Below are 18,359 nucleotides of genomic sequence, written 5' to 3'. Positions count from 1 at the left end.
GGATGCGGAGCGCATTGATCCGATGAAAGAGATCCTTCTGCCTCGCGTGCGGACCTCGCGCTGGCTGGCGGTCGGATGGCAGGGCCTTTCGATTCTGATGGCCCTGCTGTTCACCACGCTGGTCCTGCTGCTAACAGGGGCTCCTCCCCTGGAGGCCTATCGCCAGGTTGTGGAGGGGGCCTTTGGCTCCCTCAAGCGGGCCACCGACATCCTGGTGGCCTGGGTGCCGCTGATGCTGGTGACCTCCGGCCTGTTGCTCACCTTCACCGCCGGGCTCTGGAACATCGGCGTGGAGGGGCAGATTGTGCTGGGGGCCATCGCCACCACAGGGGTGGTCCGCGCGCTGCAGCATACGGACCTGCCTCCTCCGATCATCCTGGTCCTGGCGCTCCTGGCCGGGATGGCGGGGGGCGCGGCCTGGGCCGGCCTGGTGGGCCTGCTGAAGGTCTACGGCGGCGTCCACGAGATCTTCGGGGGGCTCGGGCTGAACTTCGTGGCCACCACGCTCATCCTCTGGCTGATCTTCGGGCCCTGGAAGCGGCCGGGGATCGGCTCGATGAGCGGCACCGAGCCCTTCCCGGAGCGGCTGATGTTGCCCACGCTGCCCGGCCTGCGTTTGAGCCCGTGGGCCCTCGGGATGGCCCTCCTGAGCGTGGCGCTGGTTTATGTGCTTCTCCGCAACACCTATTTTGGCCTCCGGTTGAAGGCCATCGGGAAGAACCTGCGGGCGGCCCACCTGCTGGGGGTGCCCACCACCCGTTATCTCTTCCTTGCGTTGCTGGGTTGCGGCGCGATGGCCGGGCTGGCCGGATCCATCCAGGTGACGGCGGTGTATCACCGTCTGATCCCACCCATCTCCAGCGGCTATGGATACCTGGGCCTGCTGGTGGCCATGCTCGCTAACTACCGCGTAACCTGGTCGGTCCCCGTTGCTTTCTTCTTCGCCGCCCTCAACATCGGAAGCATCCAGCTGCCGATCACGCTGAAGCTGGACTCCACCCTCTCCGGGGTGATGCAGGGAGCGCTGGTCCTCTTCGTCCTCCTGATGCAGGGTGTGCGCGCCCGCTGGCAAGCGAAAACGACCGTGGAGTCCGAGGATGGCGCCTGAGTGGATCATGGGTCTGGCAGGAGTGCTGGCCGCAGCGGCCCCGCTTCTTATCGCGGTGATCGGGGAGACGTTCTCCGAGCGGGCCGGTGTGGTCAACCTTTCGGTGAACGGGGCGATGCTGCTGGCGGCGATGGCCGGCTTCGCCGTCGCCGTGCGCACGGGCAGCCTGGAGCTGGGCTTCCTGACAGGCATCCTGGTCGGGGCAGGGATGGCGCTCGTGGTGGCCTTCGCCAGCCTGACCTTGCGCCAATCCCAGGTGGCCGTGGGGCTGGTGCTGGCCCTCCTCGGGCGGGATCTGGCGTATTTCCTGGGCAACCCGTTTATGGGCGTGCCCGGGCCGCGGGTGGGGGCGCTCCCGGTGCCGGTGCTGCAGGATCTCCCGCTCCTCGGCCCGTTGCTTTTCCGGCAGAGCCCCATCGTTTACATCGCCGGGCTGAGCGTGATCCTGGCCTGGATCTGGATCTTCCGCACCCGGCCTGGACTGGTGCTCCGATGCGTTGGGGAGCGCCCGCCGGCCGCTTTCGTCCGAGGCGTCCCGGTGACCCGGGTGCGTTATGCCTACGCGGTCCTGGGAGGGGCCATGGTCGGCTTCGCCGGAGCCGCCTACACCCTGGACCTCAAGGGCGGCTGGCAGGGCCCGATCTCCGGGATCGATGGGGTGGGCTGGATCGTGTTGGCCATCACCATCTTCGGAGGCTGGCATCCCGTGCGCGGAGCCTTCGGCGCCCTGCTCTTCGCCCTCCTCCAGTGGCTCAGCCTGGTCCTCCAGCCACAGCTCCCTGGCGTTCCTTCTCAGGTCCTGAACGTCGCGCCGTTCCCCCTGATGATCTTCGCGTTGTTGCTGACCAACCTGGGCAGCACGGAGTGGGTCCAGACGTTGCTGGCTCGCCTGCCGGAATCCGGTCGCCGCCTGGCCATGCGGATCCTGCGCAGCCTCCAGGTCTCTCCACCCGCTGCCCTGGGCATGGCCTTCGAGGAAGAGTAAGCCCGGACGGGCGAAGCCCTGGCGATGGGCAAGGGGGGCCTCGTTCCGTGGGCGGGGAAGGGATGGGGGCCGCCCACGAACCGGGGCGCCCGGCTTTCGGAGCCCCGCCCATGCGCTCATTCGCGCCTCCACACGTGGATGGCCTGCTGCTCCGGGGCGGAGGGAAGGGAAGCGATCCGCGAAGTGGCTATCATCATGATAGAGCGCGACGGTGAGGCGTCCCCGGAGCCCTCGGGATGGAGCTCTTCCCGGAAGCGATGGTGTTGGTGGTTGTAGTCCGCAGCCCGCGGGACTGGCGCTGGATCCAGACGCATCACGCATACCGGATCCCCGTTCGCTATGCGCCGCCGCTGACCCCTATGGTGGATTTCCTGGCCTTCTACCACACCGCCGCCTTCGAAGCGGAGCGCTGGTCCGTGCGGCACTACGCCCCGGTCCGGGGCCACGAGCTGGTCCGACGACGGGATGTGCTCCCGGAGGAGCCTGACCATCCGCGGGCGGAGGAGCTCTATTATCTCTTGCAGCTGGGCCCGTTGCGATCCCTGCCGCATCCCCTGTTCAGCCGGCGCTGGCGGCGGTTCACCTTCCTGCTGACCACGGGGGAACGCCTGCTCAGGGCCCAGGACCTGTCGGAGCTTCCTCTTGAGGGGGCGGAGCGTCAGCTGCTCCTGCGTCCCTTGCGCGAAACCCGCTCATGGCTTCTTGACATCGGGGCGATGAGCGGGTCCTCCCATCGGCTCATCCGCTGGGATCCCGGGTGAGGATGCGGCGCCCTTCAGGGTCGGAGGCACGGGGGGACGGACGCCGAAGGCGTCCGTCCCCCTTCCTGCGTGGGCCTGTCGCCCATCCTCTGCTTACACCTTCAGCTGGTAGACTCCGCGCCGAACCCGCTGGAACAGATCCTGGTTCTTGCGGAAGATCAGGGTCAGCCGGGCGCGCTGCATCTGCTCGTTCTTCCCGGGGACCTGGATCCCGCGCTCCAGCAATGCCTTGCGGATGGCCTCGAGCTCCATCCCCTGAGGGCTGGTCTTCAACACATCCATCAGCGCGTTCACCAGCTCCCGGGTGCGCCGGCGGCGCGGCATCGTGGTCTGCCGGAACAGACCGACCAGCCCCTCCCCCAGCGTGGGGTATTTCTCGAGCAGCTGGGCGATATCCTCCAGCAACCGCAACTGCGCCTGCACGTAATCCCGACGCTGCTCGATGTCAGCCAGTTGCGATCGCAGCAGATTGATGCGGCTTTCCAGGATCTCCTTCATGGCAGAAACCTCCGGTTTGATAGGATGGGATCAAGAGTTTGGTAACGGACCACCGTCCGCTCTCGCTTCACCTCGGGAGGCGTCCTCGCCCTCCCGCAGGCGCTCTTCATGATGAACACTCCGGAACCCTTCCCTTCTCGACCTTCGAAACGATGAAAATCCTTCCCGATGCGACCGGATGATATCGGCCCTCCTGTCCGCCCAAATCCGGCCTATTTAAACCTATCACAGGATCCGGAAGACGTCAAGAGGGAACGTAGATCGATCCGCCTCTCCCTTTTCCCCGGATTTGAGGGCGTTTTCAGGGCAGGTTTCAAAGGGCCCCTGAGAAAGGGCATAACTCTTATTCCATGGACGAATTTCAGGATGGGAGGAAATGATCCAGTGGTCGGAGGCCAAAGGGTCCATGGGCATGGGGATGGGGATGGGGAGAGAGCGAAGCGTTCTTCAGACGGATAGGGATCGCGCGTTCTGAGAGAATAGCGGAGTAAAAAGCGGGCTCCGGAGGCTGGAAGCGGCGAACTCCGGAGCCCGAAGGTTCAGCGGAGGGGGTGGGATTCGAACCCACGAGGGGCGAGAACACCCCTACGCGCTCTCCAGGCGCGCGCCTTCGTCCACTCGGCCACCCCTCCCGGCGTTTTTAATTATACCATATTGTGCTGCTCGCGCTGTAACGGGGTTTCTCCTTCATCCGGGAGATCGGGCGTGTTCGGCGTCCCTCGGCCAGATCCGCACGGCATCCGCCGGGATGTGGATCCGGATGGGCTGTCCCGGATGGATTCGGAGGCTCCCTGCGGGGAGGAGCTGGCGCAGCATCCCTCCGGCCACCTGCACCTGAAGCTCCGCATAGAGCCCTCGAAAGCGGCGCTCGAGGACCTGCCCGTCCAGGACGTTTACGGGGCCGCCGGGTTTTTCGCTGTCATCGTAAGGGGCTCCCTGAAGGATTCGCGTTGTGCCTTCGTAATGCGGGAGGAGCACCCAGGCCCGCATCCCCGCATGGAGGGTCCCGCGGGGGCGTCCCCACAGCTTCCCCACCGGAGTTTCGACCTCCGTGGGATCTCCCCCGCTGAGGATGCGACCCTCCAGAAGGGTCCCCACATCCAGGAAGCGGGCCACGAAGGGTGTGGCCGGATCCCGGTAGAGCTCCTCCGGGGCGGCGATTTGCTCGATGCGCCCCTGGTGCAGGATCAGCACGCGATCGGCGATGGCCATGGCCTCCGCCTGATCATGGGTCACATAGAGGGCGGTCATCCGTTCCGCTTTGAGGAGCGATCGGATCTCTCCCATCAGCTGCTCCCGCAGGGCTCGATCCAGAGATCCCAGGGGCTCGTCGAGCAGCAACACCGCCGGGCGCGGGGCCAGGCTGCGGGCGAGGGCCACCCGCTGTTTCTCCCCTCCCGAGAGGGTATGGACATCCCGGCGTTCATAGCCGGGCAACCCAACCTGCTCCAGCAGGGCGCGAACCCGCGCCCGGATCTCCGGCTCCGGGAGCTGTTGCATGCGCAGGCCGAAGGCCACGTTCTCGAAAACGTTGAGATGGGGGAAGAGCGCGTATTCCTGGAACATCATCCCGATGCGGCGGCGGTGCGGGGGGACCGCTGTGACGTCCTGGCCGTCGAGGAGAACCCGTCCCTCATCCGGAGGCTCCAGGCCGGCGATCAGGCGCAGAAGGGTGGTCTTGCCGCTCCCGCTTGGCCCCAGGATGACCAGGATCTCCTCATCTGCCACCTCGAAAGAGACATGGTCCAGGACCGTTCGGCCTTCATATCGTCGGGTGAGGGCAAGAACCTGCAGGCGCGCCATGCGGGTCCCCCGATGCAAAGGTCAGCGGCGAGGGATCGGCGCCAGGCCGGCGCGTTCCAGCAGGGCGGCGGGGTTCCCACGCCATGTCTCCGGGCGTTCCCGGCCGTCGGCCAGCCCGGTCAGGATCTCCGTGAGGGCCTGATGGACCGGCGTGGGCACCCCGAGGCGGGCCCCGTGACGGACCACGGCCCCGGTGTAAGCCTCTACTTCCAGGCGGGTTCCCCGACGCAGGTCCATGTGAAGGGAAGGCAGCTTCCCCCCGCGCCCCCGTGCGCCCATCGCGCTCAGGATCCGACGGAGCAGGGCGTCAGGCCCGTGCGACATGGCCCAGGCCAGGAGGGGAACCGGATAGCCGGGCAAGGAGACCGGCCGCAGGCCGAGCGCCCGCATGACGGCCAGGGCTTCCCGGAAGGCCGCCCGTTCGATGACGAAGGCCTGGGGATCCCGCAACACCTGCTCCGTGCTCCAGTCCAGGATGGCGCACGTGGCGTTGGCGATCAGGTTGAGCAGGAGCTTTGACCACTTCATGGCCTTCGGGTCCGCATAGAGGCGGGTGGGGAAGCCGGCCAGACGCAGGGCCGCGGCCCACTGCCGGAGATTGAGATGCCGGTCCATGGGGGCCAGCCCGACGCCTCCCCGGAGCCGTTCCAGGCGGACAATCCCCGGGGCCACGACCGAGACGGGTTGGGTCAGCGTGCCGGCCACCACCCGCTCGGCCCCGAAGGCCTCGGCCAGCCGGGTCTCTCCATCCACGCCGTTCTGCCAGCAAAACAGCAGGGCCCGGCCCCAGCCTTTCCGCCGGAGCGCGGCGATCGCCGCCTCCATGTCATAGGCTTTCACGGTGAGGAAGAGGGCGTCCACCTCCCCATCTATCGCTTCCGGCTCCGAGACCGCATGGGGTCGAACGGTGAGGGTCAGGCCGTCGGGGCGCTGCAGGGTGAGTCCGCGTCGCCGGATCGCCTCCACAACCGGTGGGCGGCCCAGGAGGATCACTTCGTGCCCGAAAGCCTGGAGCATCGCCCCCAGGTAACCGCCCACCGCTCCCGCGCCGAAGATCAAGATCCGTTGAAGGGAGATGCCCTCCGGAGGCATCGGATCCTCTCACGCCTTCGCCCGCGCGGTCTCATGGATGATCCCCAGGAAGCTCTCCGCCCGGAGGCTGGCTCCCCCGACCAGGGCGCCGTCGATGGAGGGACGGCACACGAACTCCGCGATGTTCTCCGGGGTGACGCTGCCTCCGTAAAGCACGCGCACCCGCTGGGCCACCTCCGCACCGAACTGCTCCGCAAGGGTCCCCCGGATCCAGCGCCGGATCACCTCCTCCGCGTCGGCTCCGGTGGCCGCCCGTCCGGTCCCGATGGCCCAGACCGGCTCATAGGCGATGACGATTCCCATGGCCTGTTCCGGGGTGAGCCCCTCCAGGGCGCGGCGGGTCTGGGCGGCGACCACCGCACCGGTCTCCCCGGCTTCCCGCTGGGCCAGCGTCTCCCCCACGCAGAGGATGGGTGTCAAGCCGTGGCGCAGGGCGGCGGCCACCTTGCGGCGGATCATCTCATCGTCTTCGTGGAAGTGCTGCCGCCGTTCCGAATGGCCGAGGATGACATACCGGCACCATTCCTTTAACATCACCGGGGAGATCTCCCCGGTGAACGCCCCCGCGTCCTCCCAGTGCATGTTCTGAGCTCCGAGCCGGATGGAGGAGCCCTGGAGGACCGCATGGACAGCGGACAAGGCGGTGAAAGGTGGGCAGAGCACCACCTCCACATGATCGGTTTGAAGGCCCTGGCGGATCGCTTGAGCGAGGGCCTGCCCCTCCGCGGCCGTCTTATGCATTTTCCAGTTCCCGGCGATGAGCGGTTGCCGCATCGTTCACCTCGCTTCGGGAGGATGAGCCTTCATCCTAATCTTAACCCAGGTCGGCCCATGCTCCTCCTCCCAAACCGGTCCTGCAGGGATCGTTTTTTCGGTAGGAGGGGCTTCAGCCCCGAACCGCTGTCCCCACGGCGACGGCGATCGTTTCCGAAGGGAGAGCTTTCAATCCCAACCCCCCTTTCCTCCATCCTGGAATATTCGCGGCGAAAGCCGCCCCTACGAAAATCGGTTGGCTCATGTCTCTGAATGATCGGAGAGGGGCGGAGGCTACCTCCTTTCTCTCATCACACGATCGGTTCAAGTAAGACTTCAGTCCCAAACCTCCATCCTCGATGACGCAATGGTTGCGGCGAAAGCCGCTCCTACAAAAAGATGGTTTCTGTAGGAGGGGCTTTCGCCCCGAACCCCGTCTTCGATGAGGCAAGGATCGCGACGAAAGACGTTCCCATACCACCATGCCTCCCGCATCGATCTTGCTCTGCCCTCGTTGGGACATCGGTTCACGCAGAGCCACGGCAGGCTGCCGACCGGTATCCCAATCCCCGATCATTGGAAGGGAAGAGCCAAGATGGTTTCTGTAGGAGGGGCTTTTCGCCCCGAACCTCCGTCTTCGATTCCACTTGGAGTCGCGGCGAAAGATGCTCGGACTGTTCCGGGTGGGATGGGAGGGGAGGGGTCCGGCCAGGCGATTCGGAAAAGGGTTGCGGGGGCTCCCCCTTCGGTTCCCCGCAAGGGGTCGGGTTTGACGGCAGGGCTTTCCAGTTTTTCCGCATGTAGGGCAACTGCGAGCAGTTGCCCTACATGTCCTGTGGCCGAAAGCGATCACCTGCCCGGAAAACCTGGAAGGCCCCGGTTTGACGGCCCCCTTTCCCGATGCTAATTTACGAAAGCAGGGATCGCGCTTCCTCCCCGCCGGGCGGATCCGGGATTTCAAAAGGCCGAGGGAGGCCAGGCATGGAATTGACCGAAATGAAATGTGTGCCGTGCCGGGGCGGGGAGCCTCCGTTGACGGAGGAGGAGATCGCCGCCTGGCTTCCTCATGTCCCGGGATGGCAGATCGTGGTGCGCGAGGGGATCCCCCAGCTGGAGCGGACCTTCCGCTTCCCCAACTTCCGGGAGGCCCTAACGTTCACCCTTCAGGTGGGCGAGCTGGCGGAGGCCGAGGGCCATCACCCCGTCCTGGTCACCCGTTGGGGGTCCGTCACCGTGATCTGGTGGACCCATAAGATCCGTGGGTTGCATCGGAACGACTTCATCATGGCCGCGAAGACCGACGCCCTCTTCGCCCGGCGGTCCGGAGGATCGTGAAGGATTCAGCTTCGGAGCATCCCGGCATGGCCGAGACGATCCTGGTGGTGGATGATGATCTGCAGACGGTGAAGCTGATCAGCCTCCTGTTGCAACGCAAAGGCTATCGGATCCTCCCGGCGACCAGCGGCGCCCAGGCCCTGGCCAAAGCGGAGACCGAGCAGCCGGACCTGATCATCCTGGACGTGATGATGCCGGATATGGATGGTCTGGAGGTCTGCCGGCGCCTGCGGGCCAACCCGCGCACCTCCGCCATCCCCATCCTGATGTTCACGGCGAAGACGGCGGTAGGGGATAAGATCGCCGGCTTTCAGGCCGGCGCGGATGATTACCTGACCAAGCCGGTGCATCCGGCGGAGTTGATCTCCCGCGTTGAGGCCCTGCTCCAGCGGGCCGCCCGCCTGAAGGCGGAGGCCACGGCGCGGGTGCATGCCGCCACCATCGGCTTCCTGGGCGTGAAAGGAGGGGTGGGGACCTCCACGGTCGCCTTGAACACGGCGGTGACCCTGGCACTGGGGGGCGGCCATCTGCCGCCCACGGTGCGCACGCCGCCCCCGGATTTCCGATCCCCCCAGGTGCTTCTCGCCGACCTGGCTCCCCATGGCGGCCTGGCGCATTTGCTCCGCCTCTCTCAGGCCCTGGGGTTGCCCAGTGTCCTGGCGTATCCCCCCCAGGAGCTGGACCCTCCGACGATCGGGAAGCACCTGACCCCTCACGTCAGCGGGCTGCGCATGCTGCTGACCCCTTACACGCCCCGGCCGGTCATGCTCTCCGCCGCCCACATCCGGGTCATCGCCCGCCACCTGGCCGCCCTCGGCGATTACGTGATCTTCGAGATGGGACATACCCTGGATGATGGGGCGCGGGCCCTGCTGGGGGAGCTGCGGTATCTGGTCCTGGTTATGGAGCCGACCTCCCTGTGTCTCCTCCACGCTCGGGAATTGATCCAGGTCCTGCTCCAGGTCGGCTGGGTCCCGCAACAGCTCGGTCTGGTGGTGGTCAACCGGGCCGCCTCGGGGATCGCCCTGACCCGGCGCCAGATCGAGGAGGCCCTCTCCCTGGAGCCCATCGGCTTCATCTCCCCGGCTCCCGAGCTGGCCCATCAGGCGGTCGATCAAGGGGTGCCGATGGTGATGATGCAGCCGGAGGGTCTGGTGGCGGAGCAGTTCCGGGAGCTCGCCCGACGTCTGGTCGCGCTGACGAGGTGAGCGATGCCCCTGCCGGTTCGTCATCCCCATCCATGGAACGTCTCCCCTGAGGAGGCCGTGGCGATCCAGCAACGGCTGCGCGAACAGGTGATCCGTGAGGGGCCCATGCCGGGGCCGGGGACGGTCATCGTAGGGGTCGACGTGGGCTTCCGCGGGGAGCTCGCCCGCGCTGCCGCCGTTGCGGTCCGCTTTCCGGATCTCACTCCGCTGGCCCAGGCGGTGGCGGAGGTCCCGGTGACCTTTCCCTACATCCCGGGCCTGCTGGCCTTCCGGGAGGCCCCCGCCATCCTCGCCGCTCTGGAGCGCCTGTCGCTCTCCCCGCAGGTGCTGATGGTGGATGGCCATGGGATCTCCCATCCCCGGCGGATGGGGATCGCCACCCATCTGGGGGTCTATCTGGATCTTCCCTCCATCGGGTGTGCGAAGTCGAAACTGTGGGGGCGCTATGAGATGCCGCCGGATGAGCCTGGCGCATGGTCACCGCTTTGGGATGGAGAGGAGATGATCGGGGCAGTCCTGCGCACCCAGGCCGGAGCCTCCCCGGTGTTCGTCTCCATCGGCCACCGGATCTCGCTGGAGAACGCCATCGCCACGGTGATGGCCTGTGTGCGGGGCCACCGGCTGCCGGAGCCCACCCGACTGGCTCACCTGGCCGCTGGCGGAGCCGACGTCCTCGCCGCCGGCCGTCAGCCTCGTCTGTTGTAATTCGAATCCACCGCGGGGGAAGGCCATGGCTCGCCTGCTCATCGTGGACGATGATCCGGATGCCCGCCGGCTGATCGGCCTTGTGCTCCGGCGCGCCGGTCACGAGCCCCTCTATGCCGAGGATGGGTTCCGGGCGCTGGAGCTGATGGAGCGGGAGCAGCCCGACCTGGTGATCCTCGACCTGATGCTGCCCGGGATGGACGGCTTCGAGGTTCTGGAGGCCATGCGGCAGCGGCCGAACCTGGCGACGATGCCGGTGGTGGTTCTGACCGCCAAGGCCCAGCTGGGATCCGCTGTGGGATCGAAGCTGATGAACGTCCACGCCTATCTCACCAAACCTGTCTCTGCGGAGACCCTGGTCCGCACGGTGCAGGAGGTGCTGACGGAGATCCGGATCCCGGCATCGAGGGAGCGCCGGGCGCTGGAGATCGCCTGCGTGGAGAGCTGGCCGGGGTGCGCGGGAGAGCTCCTGGCCGCCGCCCTGGCGGCGGCGCTGGCCGAACATGCCCCCACGTTGCTGATCGATGTGGAGGGGAACGGACGGGGTGCCTTCGTGTTTGATCTCGAGCCCCGGATGAGCCTGGAGGAGCTGGAGGCGGGCGCGGATCCCACGCGGGGCCTGGGCGCTCCACGGGATGGGCTTCAGGTGTGGTCCATCGATCGCCCACTGGGTCCGGCGCTGGTGGACCGGGTGGCGGAGCGGCTGACCTCCCAGGCCCGGTTTGTGGTCTGGATGCCGGGGGATCCTTTGGGACCGGTGGCTGCGCGGGTGCTCCCCCGATGCCAGCGGGTTCTCCTCACCTTTGAGAGCCATGGGCCGGGGTTGCGGCGGGCCCGGGCGGTGCTCCGCGGGCTGGAGGGGATCGGCATCGGTCTGCCTGCGGTCGAGCCTGTCTGGGTGCGCCGCTGGGCGGTCCCGGAGCCGTGGACCGAGGCCCAGATCCGCCATCGCCTGAACGACGTCCCGATCCGGACGTGGCCGGTGGACCCGGTGACCGCCTACCGGGCGCTCCAGGAAGGCCGGCCGATCCATGAGATCGAGCCTGAAAGCCCCACCGCGCGACGGATCCGGGAATGGGTGGAGGAGCTGGTTCCGTTGATTTGAGTTGTTCCCCTCCTGTTTTCATATTGGCTCAAGGGGTGCATCCCTGCGGTCAGAAGGAGAGAGGCCATGAGGAGCGTGGCGGTCACTCGTGAGACCATCCTGCAGGAGCTGGAGGGACTGCCTGAGGACCAGCTCCGGGAGGTGCTGGAGTTCATTTTTTAAGTTCCGCCGGGAGATGGAAAGGGCCAGGCAGCGCTTTGCCGTCGCTGTGAAAGAGGCCCGGGCGATCGCCCAGGAACGCGGCATTACCGATGAGGAGGTCCTGGCGGAAATCCGAGCGGTAAGGGCCAAGCAATGAGAAGGGCATTGCGAGTCGTCCTGGATACCAGCGTCCTCGTTTCCGGCCTCATTGGGGGGTGGGCGCTTTGCCCACCCCCCGGTTATGGGCGCAGCCGGGCCGCCAGCGCCTGGCGGATCTCCTCCACCTCCGCGTGACGCCCCAGCTGCTTCTTCGAGAACACCAGCTCCCCGTTCACCCGGACCTCGAAGACGCCCCCGCTGGAGGGGATCAACGTCCACGAGGCCACCTGGCCCTCAAACTCCTTCAACAGCTCCTCGGTCAACCTGACCGCTCGAGGGAGATACCCTCAGACCGCGCAATACTCGATCTCCACCCGCAGCATCTTTACCCTCCTGCGTGAAAGGTTCTGAGCGCTCGAGCTGGCATCCGTTCCCCCGATCAGGGGACGTCGTTGAAAGTCCAGAAGCGGTTCACGAAGAAATTCCAGAAGAGGGCGACCCCCACGGCGAGGATCTGAGACAGGTTCACCCCCCATTTCATCCCCAGACGGGGGATCAGAAAGGCGGAGGCCGTCCCGAACACCATCAGGTTGATCCCCAGCCCCGCGGTGTTCACCACAAAGAACTGGGAGATCTGCTGCCAGAGGGGCTTGGAGCGGGACTCCGGGTAAGTCCAGTAACGGTTCCACAGGAAATTGTTGGTCACCGCGGCGATGAAAGAGATCGCCTTGGCGATCACCGGGATCACCCCGCCCAGGAAGATCAACCCGTTCAGGAGCCCGGTGTCCACGATGAACCCTACTGTCCCCACCACGCAGAACTTCAGGAACCGACGCAACTCTTTTCGATAAGTCGGGGGGACGAGATCGATGGCGGCGAAGCGGATGACCTCTTTTCTCTCCACGATGGGATCCTCCTGAGATGAAGACAGAATGCTTAGCCCCTCTTTCCCGGTTTCCCCTCTGAGATCAGGATCTCGGCCCACGCTCCGTAGAGGGCCAGCAACAGGGGCAGGTTGGCCACATACAGGTTATCGAAGAAATGGTGAACATGCAAATGCGCCCAGGCGGCCATCAGCCCGGCCGCCAGCCCGCGCCGCCATCCCACATTCCCCCGCCACGCCGCCCAGGTCCGGGCCCCGATCACGGCCCAGAGCAGCAGATAGAGGGCCAGCCCGATAAGGCCGGTTTCGGCCGCTACGTTCAGATAGATGTTGTGGGCATGTCCCAGAGGGTTCGGCCAGCGGATCAGCGCGTAGGCCGGGTAGGCGGCGGCGTAGTTCCCGAACCCCACCCCCAGCCAGGGGCGAGCCTGAAACATCTCCACGGCCGCCTGCCAGTGGGCCAGCCGCTCGATCACCGCGAAGTTCGCCTCGGTCACCTCCACCCCCCGCACATCCGCCACCTGGATCTCCTCCAGGGCTCCGGCCAGCCGGGCCTGGATCGGCGTCGGGATCATCCCGGCGGTCCAGGCCAGCGCGCTCAGCAGCATGAGGAGGCTCCCGATGGCCAGCCCGTGGCGGGCGCGGGCCGGCAGCATCAGCAACAAAACCAGCCCGGCCATCCCAGCCCCCAGCCACGCCCCCCGGGACCACGAGGCCAGCAGGCCGAGGAGGGATAGAATGCCCACCCCCAGCGCGCCCAACCCGACAGGCCGGGCCCACCTCCAGCGCTGTATCTCCGGATCCCGCCACAGGCTCCATCCCAGCCCCAGGGCCACCGGGGCGATCAACCCCATCATCCCGGCGAAGGGATTGGGCTGCTGGAAGGTCCCATAGGCCCGGTAGAAGGGAAGCCCAGGGAGGCGGAAGTGTTCCGGGCCTGTCCCCCGCAGGACCGCTTGCCAGAGCCCAACGCCGGCCTGAAGGGCGCCGGAGAGGAGCGCCGCCCCCAGGAGCCCGCGCTGAACGGGAGGCTGGGCTGTTCGAACCAGGATCACCACCAGCCCGATCTGGGCCCACTTGATCCACTCCGGCAGCCCTTCCTCCCAGGAAGCAGCCCACAGCAGGGAGAGAAGGGTGTATCCCAGGTAGAGCCCGTAAGCCCATCCCCAACCCCAGGAGGGGACGCGCAGATCCCGGCGGGCCAGCCCCCTCCAGGTCCAGGCCAGCAGCGCCAGGCCGAGGAAGATCTGGGCGCTGTTGAGGGGAGGACGGGCGATCTCGTTCTCCAGGGGGGCGAAAGGTCCGGCGATCAGCGCCAGCCCCAGCCCGGCCTCCGGGACCCACAGGATCCCGATGAACAGAAGGAGGGCCAGGAGGACCCCCCCGAGGATCCGGGGATCCGGGCCGAGCAGCGTCAGCGCGCCCGTTCCGAGGGCCATCAGGCCCCAGAGCGCCTCCCATCCGAATAAGCGGATCCGCCACCGAAGCATCTGCATTCGATGATTCGCCAGGAGGTAGGTCGAAATGGATTTCGACCTACCTTTGCAGCCGTTCCGCAAACCAGCGGATCGTTCGCCGCAGGCCCTCCTCTAAGGGGATCTGGGGGCTCCACCCCAGCCGCTGGCGGGCTTTCGTGATATCCGGACAGCGGCGCTGGGGATCTCCCGGGATCCGCCGATCCGGCAAGAAGCGGATCCCGGCCGGATTCCCCGTCAGCCGGTTGATGATCTCCGCGAACGCGCGGATGCTCACCTCCTCCGGGTTCCCCAGGTTCACCGGCTCCGGCTCCTCCACCTCCAGCAGCCGGACGATCCCTTCCACCAGGTCGTCGATGTAGCAGAAGCTGCGGGTTTGGGAGCCGTCCCCGTAGACCGTGAGGGGCTCCCGACGCAGGGCCTGGCCGATGAAGTTCGGGACCACCCGGCCGTCATCCAGCCGCATGCGGGGGCCATAGGTGTTGAAGATGCGCACGATGCGGGTGCGAAGGCCGTGGACCCGGTGATAGGCCATCACCATGGCCTCGGCGAACCGCTTGGCCTCGTCGTAGACGCCGCGCGGGCCGATCGGGTTGACATGACCCCAGTAGGTCTCAGGCTGGGGGTGGACCTGGGGGTCGCCGTAAACCTCGCTGGTGGAGGCCAGCATATAGCGGGCGCCCTTGACCCGGGCCAGGCCGAGGGTGTTATGGGTTCCCAACGCGCCCACCTTAAGGGTCTGGATCGGATACTTCAGGTAATCCACGGGGCTGGCTGGGGAGGCGAAGTGCAACACCGCGTCCAGGGGGCCCTCCACATACAGGAAGTGGGTGACGTCATGCCGGATAAAGCGAAAGCGCGGATGCCCCATGAGATGGGCGATGTTGTCCGGGTTCCCGGTGAGGAAGTTGTCCACCCCGATGACCTCGTGGCCCTTGGCGATGAACCGATCGCACAGGTGGGATCCGATGAAGCCGGCGGCGCCGGTGATCAGGATGCGCATGGGGCTTTCCTCAAATGTGGGTCTCATTCTGCATGAGGGATGGGATCCATCCTCCGTTCGTCAGGACGCCGGCCGCCCCCGTGTGACCAGGATCAACACGGCGGCCTCCAGCATAGTCAGCCCGCCGATGAAGAGGGCTGCGTCGAACCAGAACTTCTCCGGATACAGGCGGATCAGGGTGTCGCTGGGGAGGAAGAGCCAGGTGTCCCCTTCAAAGAACAAGCGGTGGAACAGGGTGAAGGCGGTGTCGAAGGCCAGGGCGAAACCCAGGGTGAGCAGCAGCACCAGCCCCAGGGTGAGCCAGCCGCCCCAGCCCAGGCTGCGCCAGGCCAGGGTTCGGGTTCCCGGGGAGAACCACAGGCACAGCCACGCGCCCAATAGAAGCAGCGTCAGGATCCCACCGACCCGGAAGGCGAGGCCCTGCAGGACGTAGACATCCTGCATGTGGCGGACCTCCCGCTCGTTGAAGGCCGGCCGTCCGTCGGCGAACCGGACCTCCCGCAGGATGCTGGCCCCAGGGGGCTGAGTGACGGAGCGCAGGCCGGTGAGGGCCAGCGAAAGCCGCTCCTCCCGGCTCATCCCATAAAGGTCGGGCGGGAAATCCGGGCGGGCGTATTCCAGCCGGATGAACCAGTCGTTCATCAGCAACCGGACGTTGAGGAGAAGCAGCACAACCGGCACAGAGATCACCACGATCGCCGACAGCACCCGGGAAAGCATCGATCTCCCTCCTGACGGTTCCGCCAAATGGCTGGCGAGGATCCCTTCCGCCTTCTCACTCCGGCGACGATGCGCCCGTAGCCCGCCCGGGGCGGGAGGGAGGTGGCGGGGCCTGATGCCCCCCGTGCCGCTACTCCTGGATGGTCACGCCCAGGCCGTCGAAACCGATCCAGGCGGCCAGGGAGGGCCCGTAGGGATACACCCGGAGCTCCCGCGCCCGAAGGACCTCCTGAAGGCGCTGGGCGAAAGCGTGGGCCTCCTGAGGGGCGCGCGCCGGGCCATACAGGACCGCCACCCGTTCGGCCCGGGAGAACTCCGCGGCGAACTCCAGCAGCTTCTCCAGGGCCTTCTCCGTAGAGCGCGCTTTCTCCAGAGGGAGCAGGGCTCCCTCTTCCATCATCAGGAAGGGGCGGATCCCCAGCATCGTCCCCAGGATCCGCTGGGTCTTGCTCAGCAAGCGGTTCCGCTCCAGGGGCTCCAGGCTTTCGGTGATGAAGACCGTGTAGATCCGGGAGAGCATCCCCCGCAGGCGTCGGACGATCTCCTCTGCGGGCTGACCCTGAGCGGCCAGCCGGAGCGCCGTCTCCGCCATCCATCCCTGCCCCGCCCCCAGCGTCTGGGTGTCCAGCACATGCACCGGGCACCGTCCCAGCACCGCCGAGGCGGCAGCCTGGGCCTGGGCCACCAGCGGCGAAAGCCGACCGGAGTGCAGCACCGCTACGATGGCGGAGGTGCCGGGGGCCAGCCGAAGGTAAAGCTCCCGCAGCGCCTCCTCGCCCGGCGGTTCCAGACGGAAACCGATCGAACGATCCGCCGGCGGCCACAGATCCGGCGGGATCTCGTCGATCCCTTCCCGAAACGCCCGGTGATCCGCCCGGATGGTCAGGGGGATCCGGATCAGGAGCTCCCCCGGCAGGTCGGGAGCGTTCAGAAGGGCCGCGCTATCTACCAGCACCCGCACCGGCATCGATGACGTTCTCCTTTGAGGATCCGCGCTCTATTCCGCGCTCAGAATATAAGGATAATGAGGTTGCCCCGCTTCCACGATCTCAACCTGGCAATCCGGATAACGCCTCCGGATGGCCTCCGCCAGGGAGGCGGTCTGGTCGGGCTCCGCCTCGGTGCCGACGTAGAGAGTGATCAGCTCGGCGGAGGCCGCGCCCATTTCCTCCAGGGTCTTTCCGGCCACCGCTTCCAGGTCGTCCCCGGCGGCCACCAGGTGATCCTCGACCAGTCCGATCCACTGGCCCTGGCGGACGGTCACGCCCTCCAGCACGGCATCCCGAGTGGCCCGGGTAAGGGCGCCGCTGCGCACCCGGCCCATGGCCTCCTCCATCGCCCGCCGGTTGTCCTCGAGATCCGCTTCCGGCCGGTAGGCGACCATGGCGGCCACCCCCTGGGGAAGGGTGCGGGCCGGCAGGATCTCCACCCGCTTCCCGGGGGTCAATTGGGCTGCCTGCTGAGCGGCCATCATCACGTTCGGATGGTTCGGCAGCACGATGATCCGATCCGTGGGGAGGGCTTCCAGGCGTTCTATGAACTGCTGGGCGCTGGGGTTCATGGTAGGCCCGCCGGGCAGAACCGCGCTGGCCCCCAGGCTCTCGAAGATCCGTCCCCAGCCGGCGCTGGGGACCACCACCAGGGTGGCCACCTGGCCGGGCGCCACCCGTGGGGCGGGGGACTCTGGGGTCTGCGCCCGCTCCCGGATGAACGCCTCATACTGAGCCTGCATGTCCTCCACCACCACATCCCGCAGGCTCCCCCATCGCACGGCGTAGCTCAGCGGGCGGCCAGGGTCATGGACATGGATGTGGACCTTGACCGTGTTGGCATCCCCTACGACCAGGACGCTGTCGCCCATCGCCTCCAGGTCGCGGCGGATCCGCTGGACGTCCAGATTTCGGCCGACCAGGATGAACTGGACGTCATAGCCGTAGCCCTCCGCGCCGGGCTCCAGCGCCTGAGCGGCCGGGGCGCCGGAGGGCAGGGACTCCGCCGTCGGTTCTTCCGGCTCCACGGGCTCCCCGCGCAGATCGCGCAACATCCCCTCCAGGATCAGGTAAAGGCCCTGTCCGCCCGAATCCACCACGCCCGCCGCCTTCAGGATCGGAAGCAGCTCGGGGGTGCGGCGCACCGCTTCGCGCGCGCGATGAACCACCTGCTCCAGCAGCTCCACGATGTCCGCGCCCCGGCCCAGGGCTTCCGCGGCGGCCTCGCTGGCCTCGCGGATCACCGTGAGGATGGTTCCCTCCACCGGCCTCATCACCCCTCGATAGGCCGTGCGGGTGGCTTCCTGGAGGGCCCGAGCCAGATCCTCGGCCGTCATCGTGGGGCGGTGATCCAGGGCCTCCGCCATCCCGCGCCAGATTTGAGAGAGGATCACCCCGGAGTTCCCCCGGGCGCCCATCAGGGCCCCGCGGGCCATCCGCTGGAGGACGGCACCGATCTCCCGGTCCGACATCCCAGCGATCTCCTGCCAGGCCGCCTCCATGGTCAGGAGCATGTTCGTCCCCGTGTCCCCGTCCGGCACCGGGAACACGTTCAGGGCGTTTACCAGGTGGTGGTGCCGGCGGAGCCAGAGCAACCCGGCCCGGATCATTCGTTTGAAAGTCTGCCCATCCACCTCGTGCAGCGGACGGCGGATGGGTCGAGTCTCTCCGGCCTCCACAGCTTCCTCCGGATTCG

18 protein-coding genes and 1 tRNA gene are annotated in these 18,359 nt (G+C 67.0%); 7 read left to right on the top strand and 12 right to left on the bottom strand.

Annotated features, from left to right (window positions below):
- The first annotated feature begins 22 nt into the window (after positions 1–22).
- From KNN16_RS09045 to KNN16_RS09035, 3 genes are all read left to right on the top strand, one after another.
- Entirely contained in the window at positions 23–1,108 is a 1,086-nt protein-coding gene (locus KNN16_RS09045) for an ABC transporter permease (RefSeq protein ID WP_303896478.1), read from the top strand.
- Complete coding sequence (locus tag KNN16_RS09040; protein ID WP_303896477.1) at positions 1,098–2,093, top strand: ABC transporter permease; 996 nt, start codon at positions 1,098–1,100, stop codon at positions 2,091–2,093. Before KNN16_RS09045 ends, KNN16_RS09040 begins: the two co-directional genes overlap by 11 nt.
- Before the next feature lie 236 nt (positions 2,094–2,329).
- Entirely contained in the window at positions 2,330–2,854 is a 525-nt protein-coding gene (locus tag KNN16_RS09035; RefSeq protein ID WP_299285451.1) for a hypothetical protein, read from the top strand.
- A 93-nt stretch (positions 2,855–2,947) separates the two neighbouring features.
- Here the strand turns inward: KNN16_RS09035 and KNN16_RS09030 are convergent, their stop codons facing one another.
- The 5 genes from KNN16_RS09030 to tpiA form a co-directional block, all read right to left on the bottom strand.
- The gene (locus tag KNN16_RS09030; RefSeq protein ID WP_088571460.1) at positions 2,948–3,352 is read right to left on the bottom strand and encodes a hypothetical protein; all 405 of its coding nucleotides are present in this window, start codon (positions 3,350–3,352) and stop codon (positions 2,948–2,950) included.
- Positions 3,353–3,895: 543 nt separating this feature from the next.
- Positions 3,896–3,984, bottom strand: a tRNA-Ser gene (locus KNN16_RS09025).
- A gap of 55 nt (positions 3,985–4,039) precedes the next feature.
- On the bottom strand, positions 4,040–5,155 hold the full coding sequence (locus KNN16_RS09020) for an ABC transporter ATP-binding protein (RefSeq protein WP_299285458.1): 1,116 nt from the start codon (positions 5,153–5,155) through the stop codon (positions 4,040–4,042).
- Positions 5,156–5,176: 21 nt separating this feature from the next.
- Entirely contained in the window at positions 5,177–6,247 is a 1,071-nt protein-coding gene (locus tag KNN16_RS09015; protein ID WP_303896476.1) for a ketopantoate reductase family protein, read from the bottom strand.
- Positions 6,248–6,256: 9 nt separating this feature from the next.
- Positions 6,257–7,021: a triose-phosphate isomerase gene (tpiA, locus tag KNN16_RS09010; protein WP_303896475.1), complete on the bottom strand. Its 765-nt coding sequence runs from the start codon at positions 7,019–7,021 to the stop codon at positions 6,257–6,259.
- A gap of 960 nt (positions 7,022–7,981) precedes the next feature.
- On the opposite strand from tpiA, the gene KNN16_RS09005 reads away from it, so the two are divergent.
- The 4 genes from KNN16_RS09005 to KNN16_RS08990 are packed head-to-tail and all read left to right on the top strand — an operon-like array spanning position 7,982 to position 11,353.
- A complete protein-coding gene (locus KNN16_RS09005; RefSeq protein ID WP_299286098.1) occupies positions 7,982–8,335 on the top strand; it encodes a 4a-hydroxytetrahydrobiopterin dehydratase in 354 nt (117 codons plus the stop codon).
- A 26-nt stretch (positions 8,336–8,361) separates the two neighbouring features.
- Positions 8,362–9,543 (top strand): response regulator, encoded by a 1,182-nt coding sequence (locus KNN16_RS09000; protein WP_303896474.1) that lies wholly within the window; start codon positions 8,362–8,364, stop codon positions 9,541–9,543.
- 3 nt (positions 9,544–9,546) lie between these two features.
- The gene (nfi, locus tag KNN16_RS08995) at positions 9,547–10,248 is read left to right on the top strand and encodes a deoxyribonuclease V (protein WP_303896472.1); all 702 of its coding nucleotides are present in this window, start codon (positions 9,547–9,549) and stop codon (positions 10,246–10,248) included.
- A gap of 25 nt (positions 10,249–10,273) precedes the next feature.
- Positions 10,274–11,353, top strand: a complete 1,080-nt coding sequence (locus tag KNN16_RS08990) for a response regulator (RefSeq protein WP_303896471.1) — start codon at positions 10,274–10,276, stop codon at positions 11,351–11,353.
- A 380-nt stretch (positions 11,354–11,733) separates the two neighbouring features.
- Here KNN16_RS08990 and KNN16_RS08985 read toward each other — a convergent pair whose 3' ends face one another.
- From KNN16_RS08985 to KNN16_RS08955, 7 genes are all read right to left on the bottom strand, one after another.
- Complete coding sequence (locus KNN16_RS08985; RefSeq protein ID WP_088571451.1) at positions 11,734–11,976, bottom strand: SelT/SelW/SelH family (seleno)protein; 243 nt, start codon at positions 11,974–11,976, stop codon at positions 11,734–11,736.
- Between the two features lie 56 nt (positions 11,977–12,032).
- On the bottom strand, positions 12,033–12,497 hold the full coding sequence (locus KNN16_RS08980) for a GtrA family protein (RefSeq protein WP_159461664.1): 465 nt from the start codon (positions 12,495–12,497) through the stop codon (positions 12,033–12,035).
- A 32-nt stretch (positions 12,498–12,529) separates the two neighbouring features.
- Positions 12,530–13,915 carry an O-antigen ligase gene (locus KNN16_RS08975; protein WP_303896470.1) on the bottom strand — a complete coding sequence of 462 codons (1,386 nt, stop codon included), beginning with the start codon at positions 13,913–13,915 and terminating at the stop codon, positions 12,530–12,532.
- 97 nt (positions 13,916–14,012) lie between these two features.
- Entirely contained in the window at positions 14,013–14,954 is a 942-nt protein-coding gene (locus KNN16_RS08970) for a UDP-glucuronic acid decarboxylase family protein (RefSeq protein WP_303896468.1), read from the bottom strand.
- Positions 14,955–15,014: 60 nt separating this feature from the next.
- A complete protein-coding gene (locus KNN16_RS08965) occupies positions 15,015–15,674 on the bottom strand; it encodes a TIGR01906 family membrane protein (protein ID WP_303896467.1) in 660 nt (219 codons plus the stop codon).
- Positions 15,675–15,804: 130 nt separating this feature from the next.
- Positions 15,805–16,641: a DegV family protein gene (locus KNN16_RS08960; protein WP_303896466.1), complete on the bottom strand. Its 837-nt coding sequence runs from the start codon at positions 16,639–16,641 to the stop codon at positions 15,805–15,807.
- 30 nt (positions 16,642–16,671) lie between these two features.
- Positions 16,672–18,342 (bottom strand): DAK2 domain-containing protein, encoded by a 1,671-nt coding sequence (locus KNN16_RS08955; RefSeq protein ID WP_303896464.1) that lies wholly within the window; start codon positions 18,340–18,342, stop codon positions 16,672–16,674.
- Positions 18,343–18,359 lie beyond the last annotated feature (17 nt).

Source organism: Thermoflexus hugenholtzii, assembly GCF_018771565.1.
Classification (GTDB): Bacteria; Chloroflexota; Anaerolineae; order Thermoflexales; family Thermoflexaceae; genus Thermoflexus; species Thermoflexus hugenholtzii_A.
The sequence above is the reverse complement of the archived record's forward strand: the minus strand, read 5'-3'. Positions and strand labels throughout refer to the sequence as shown.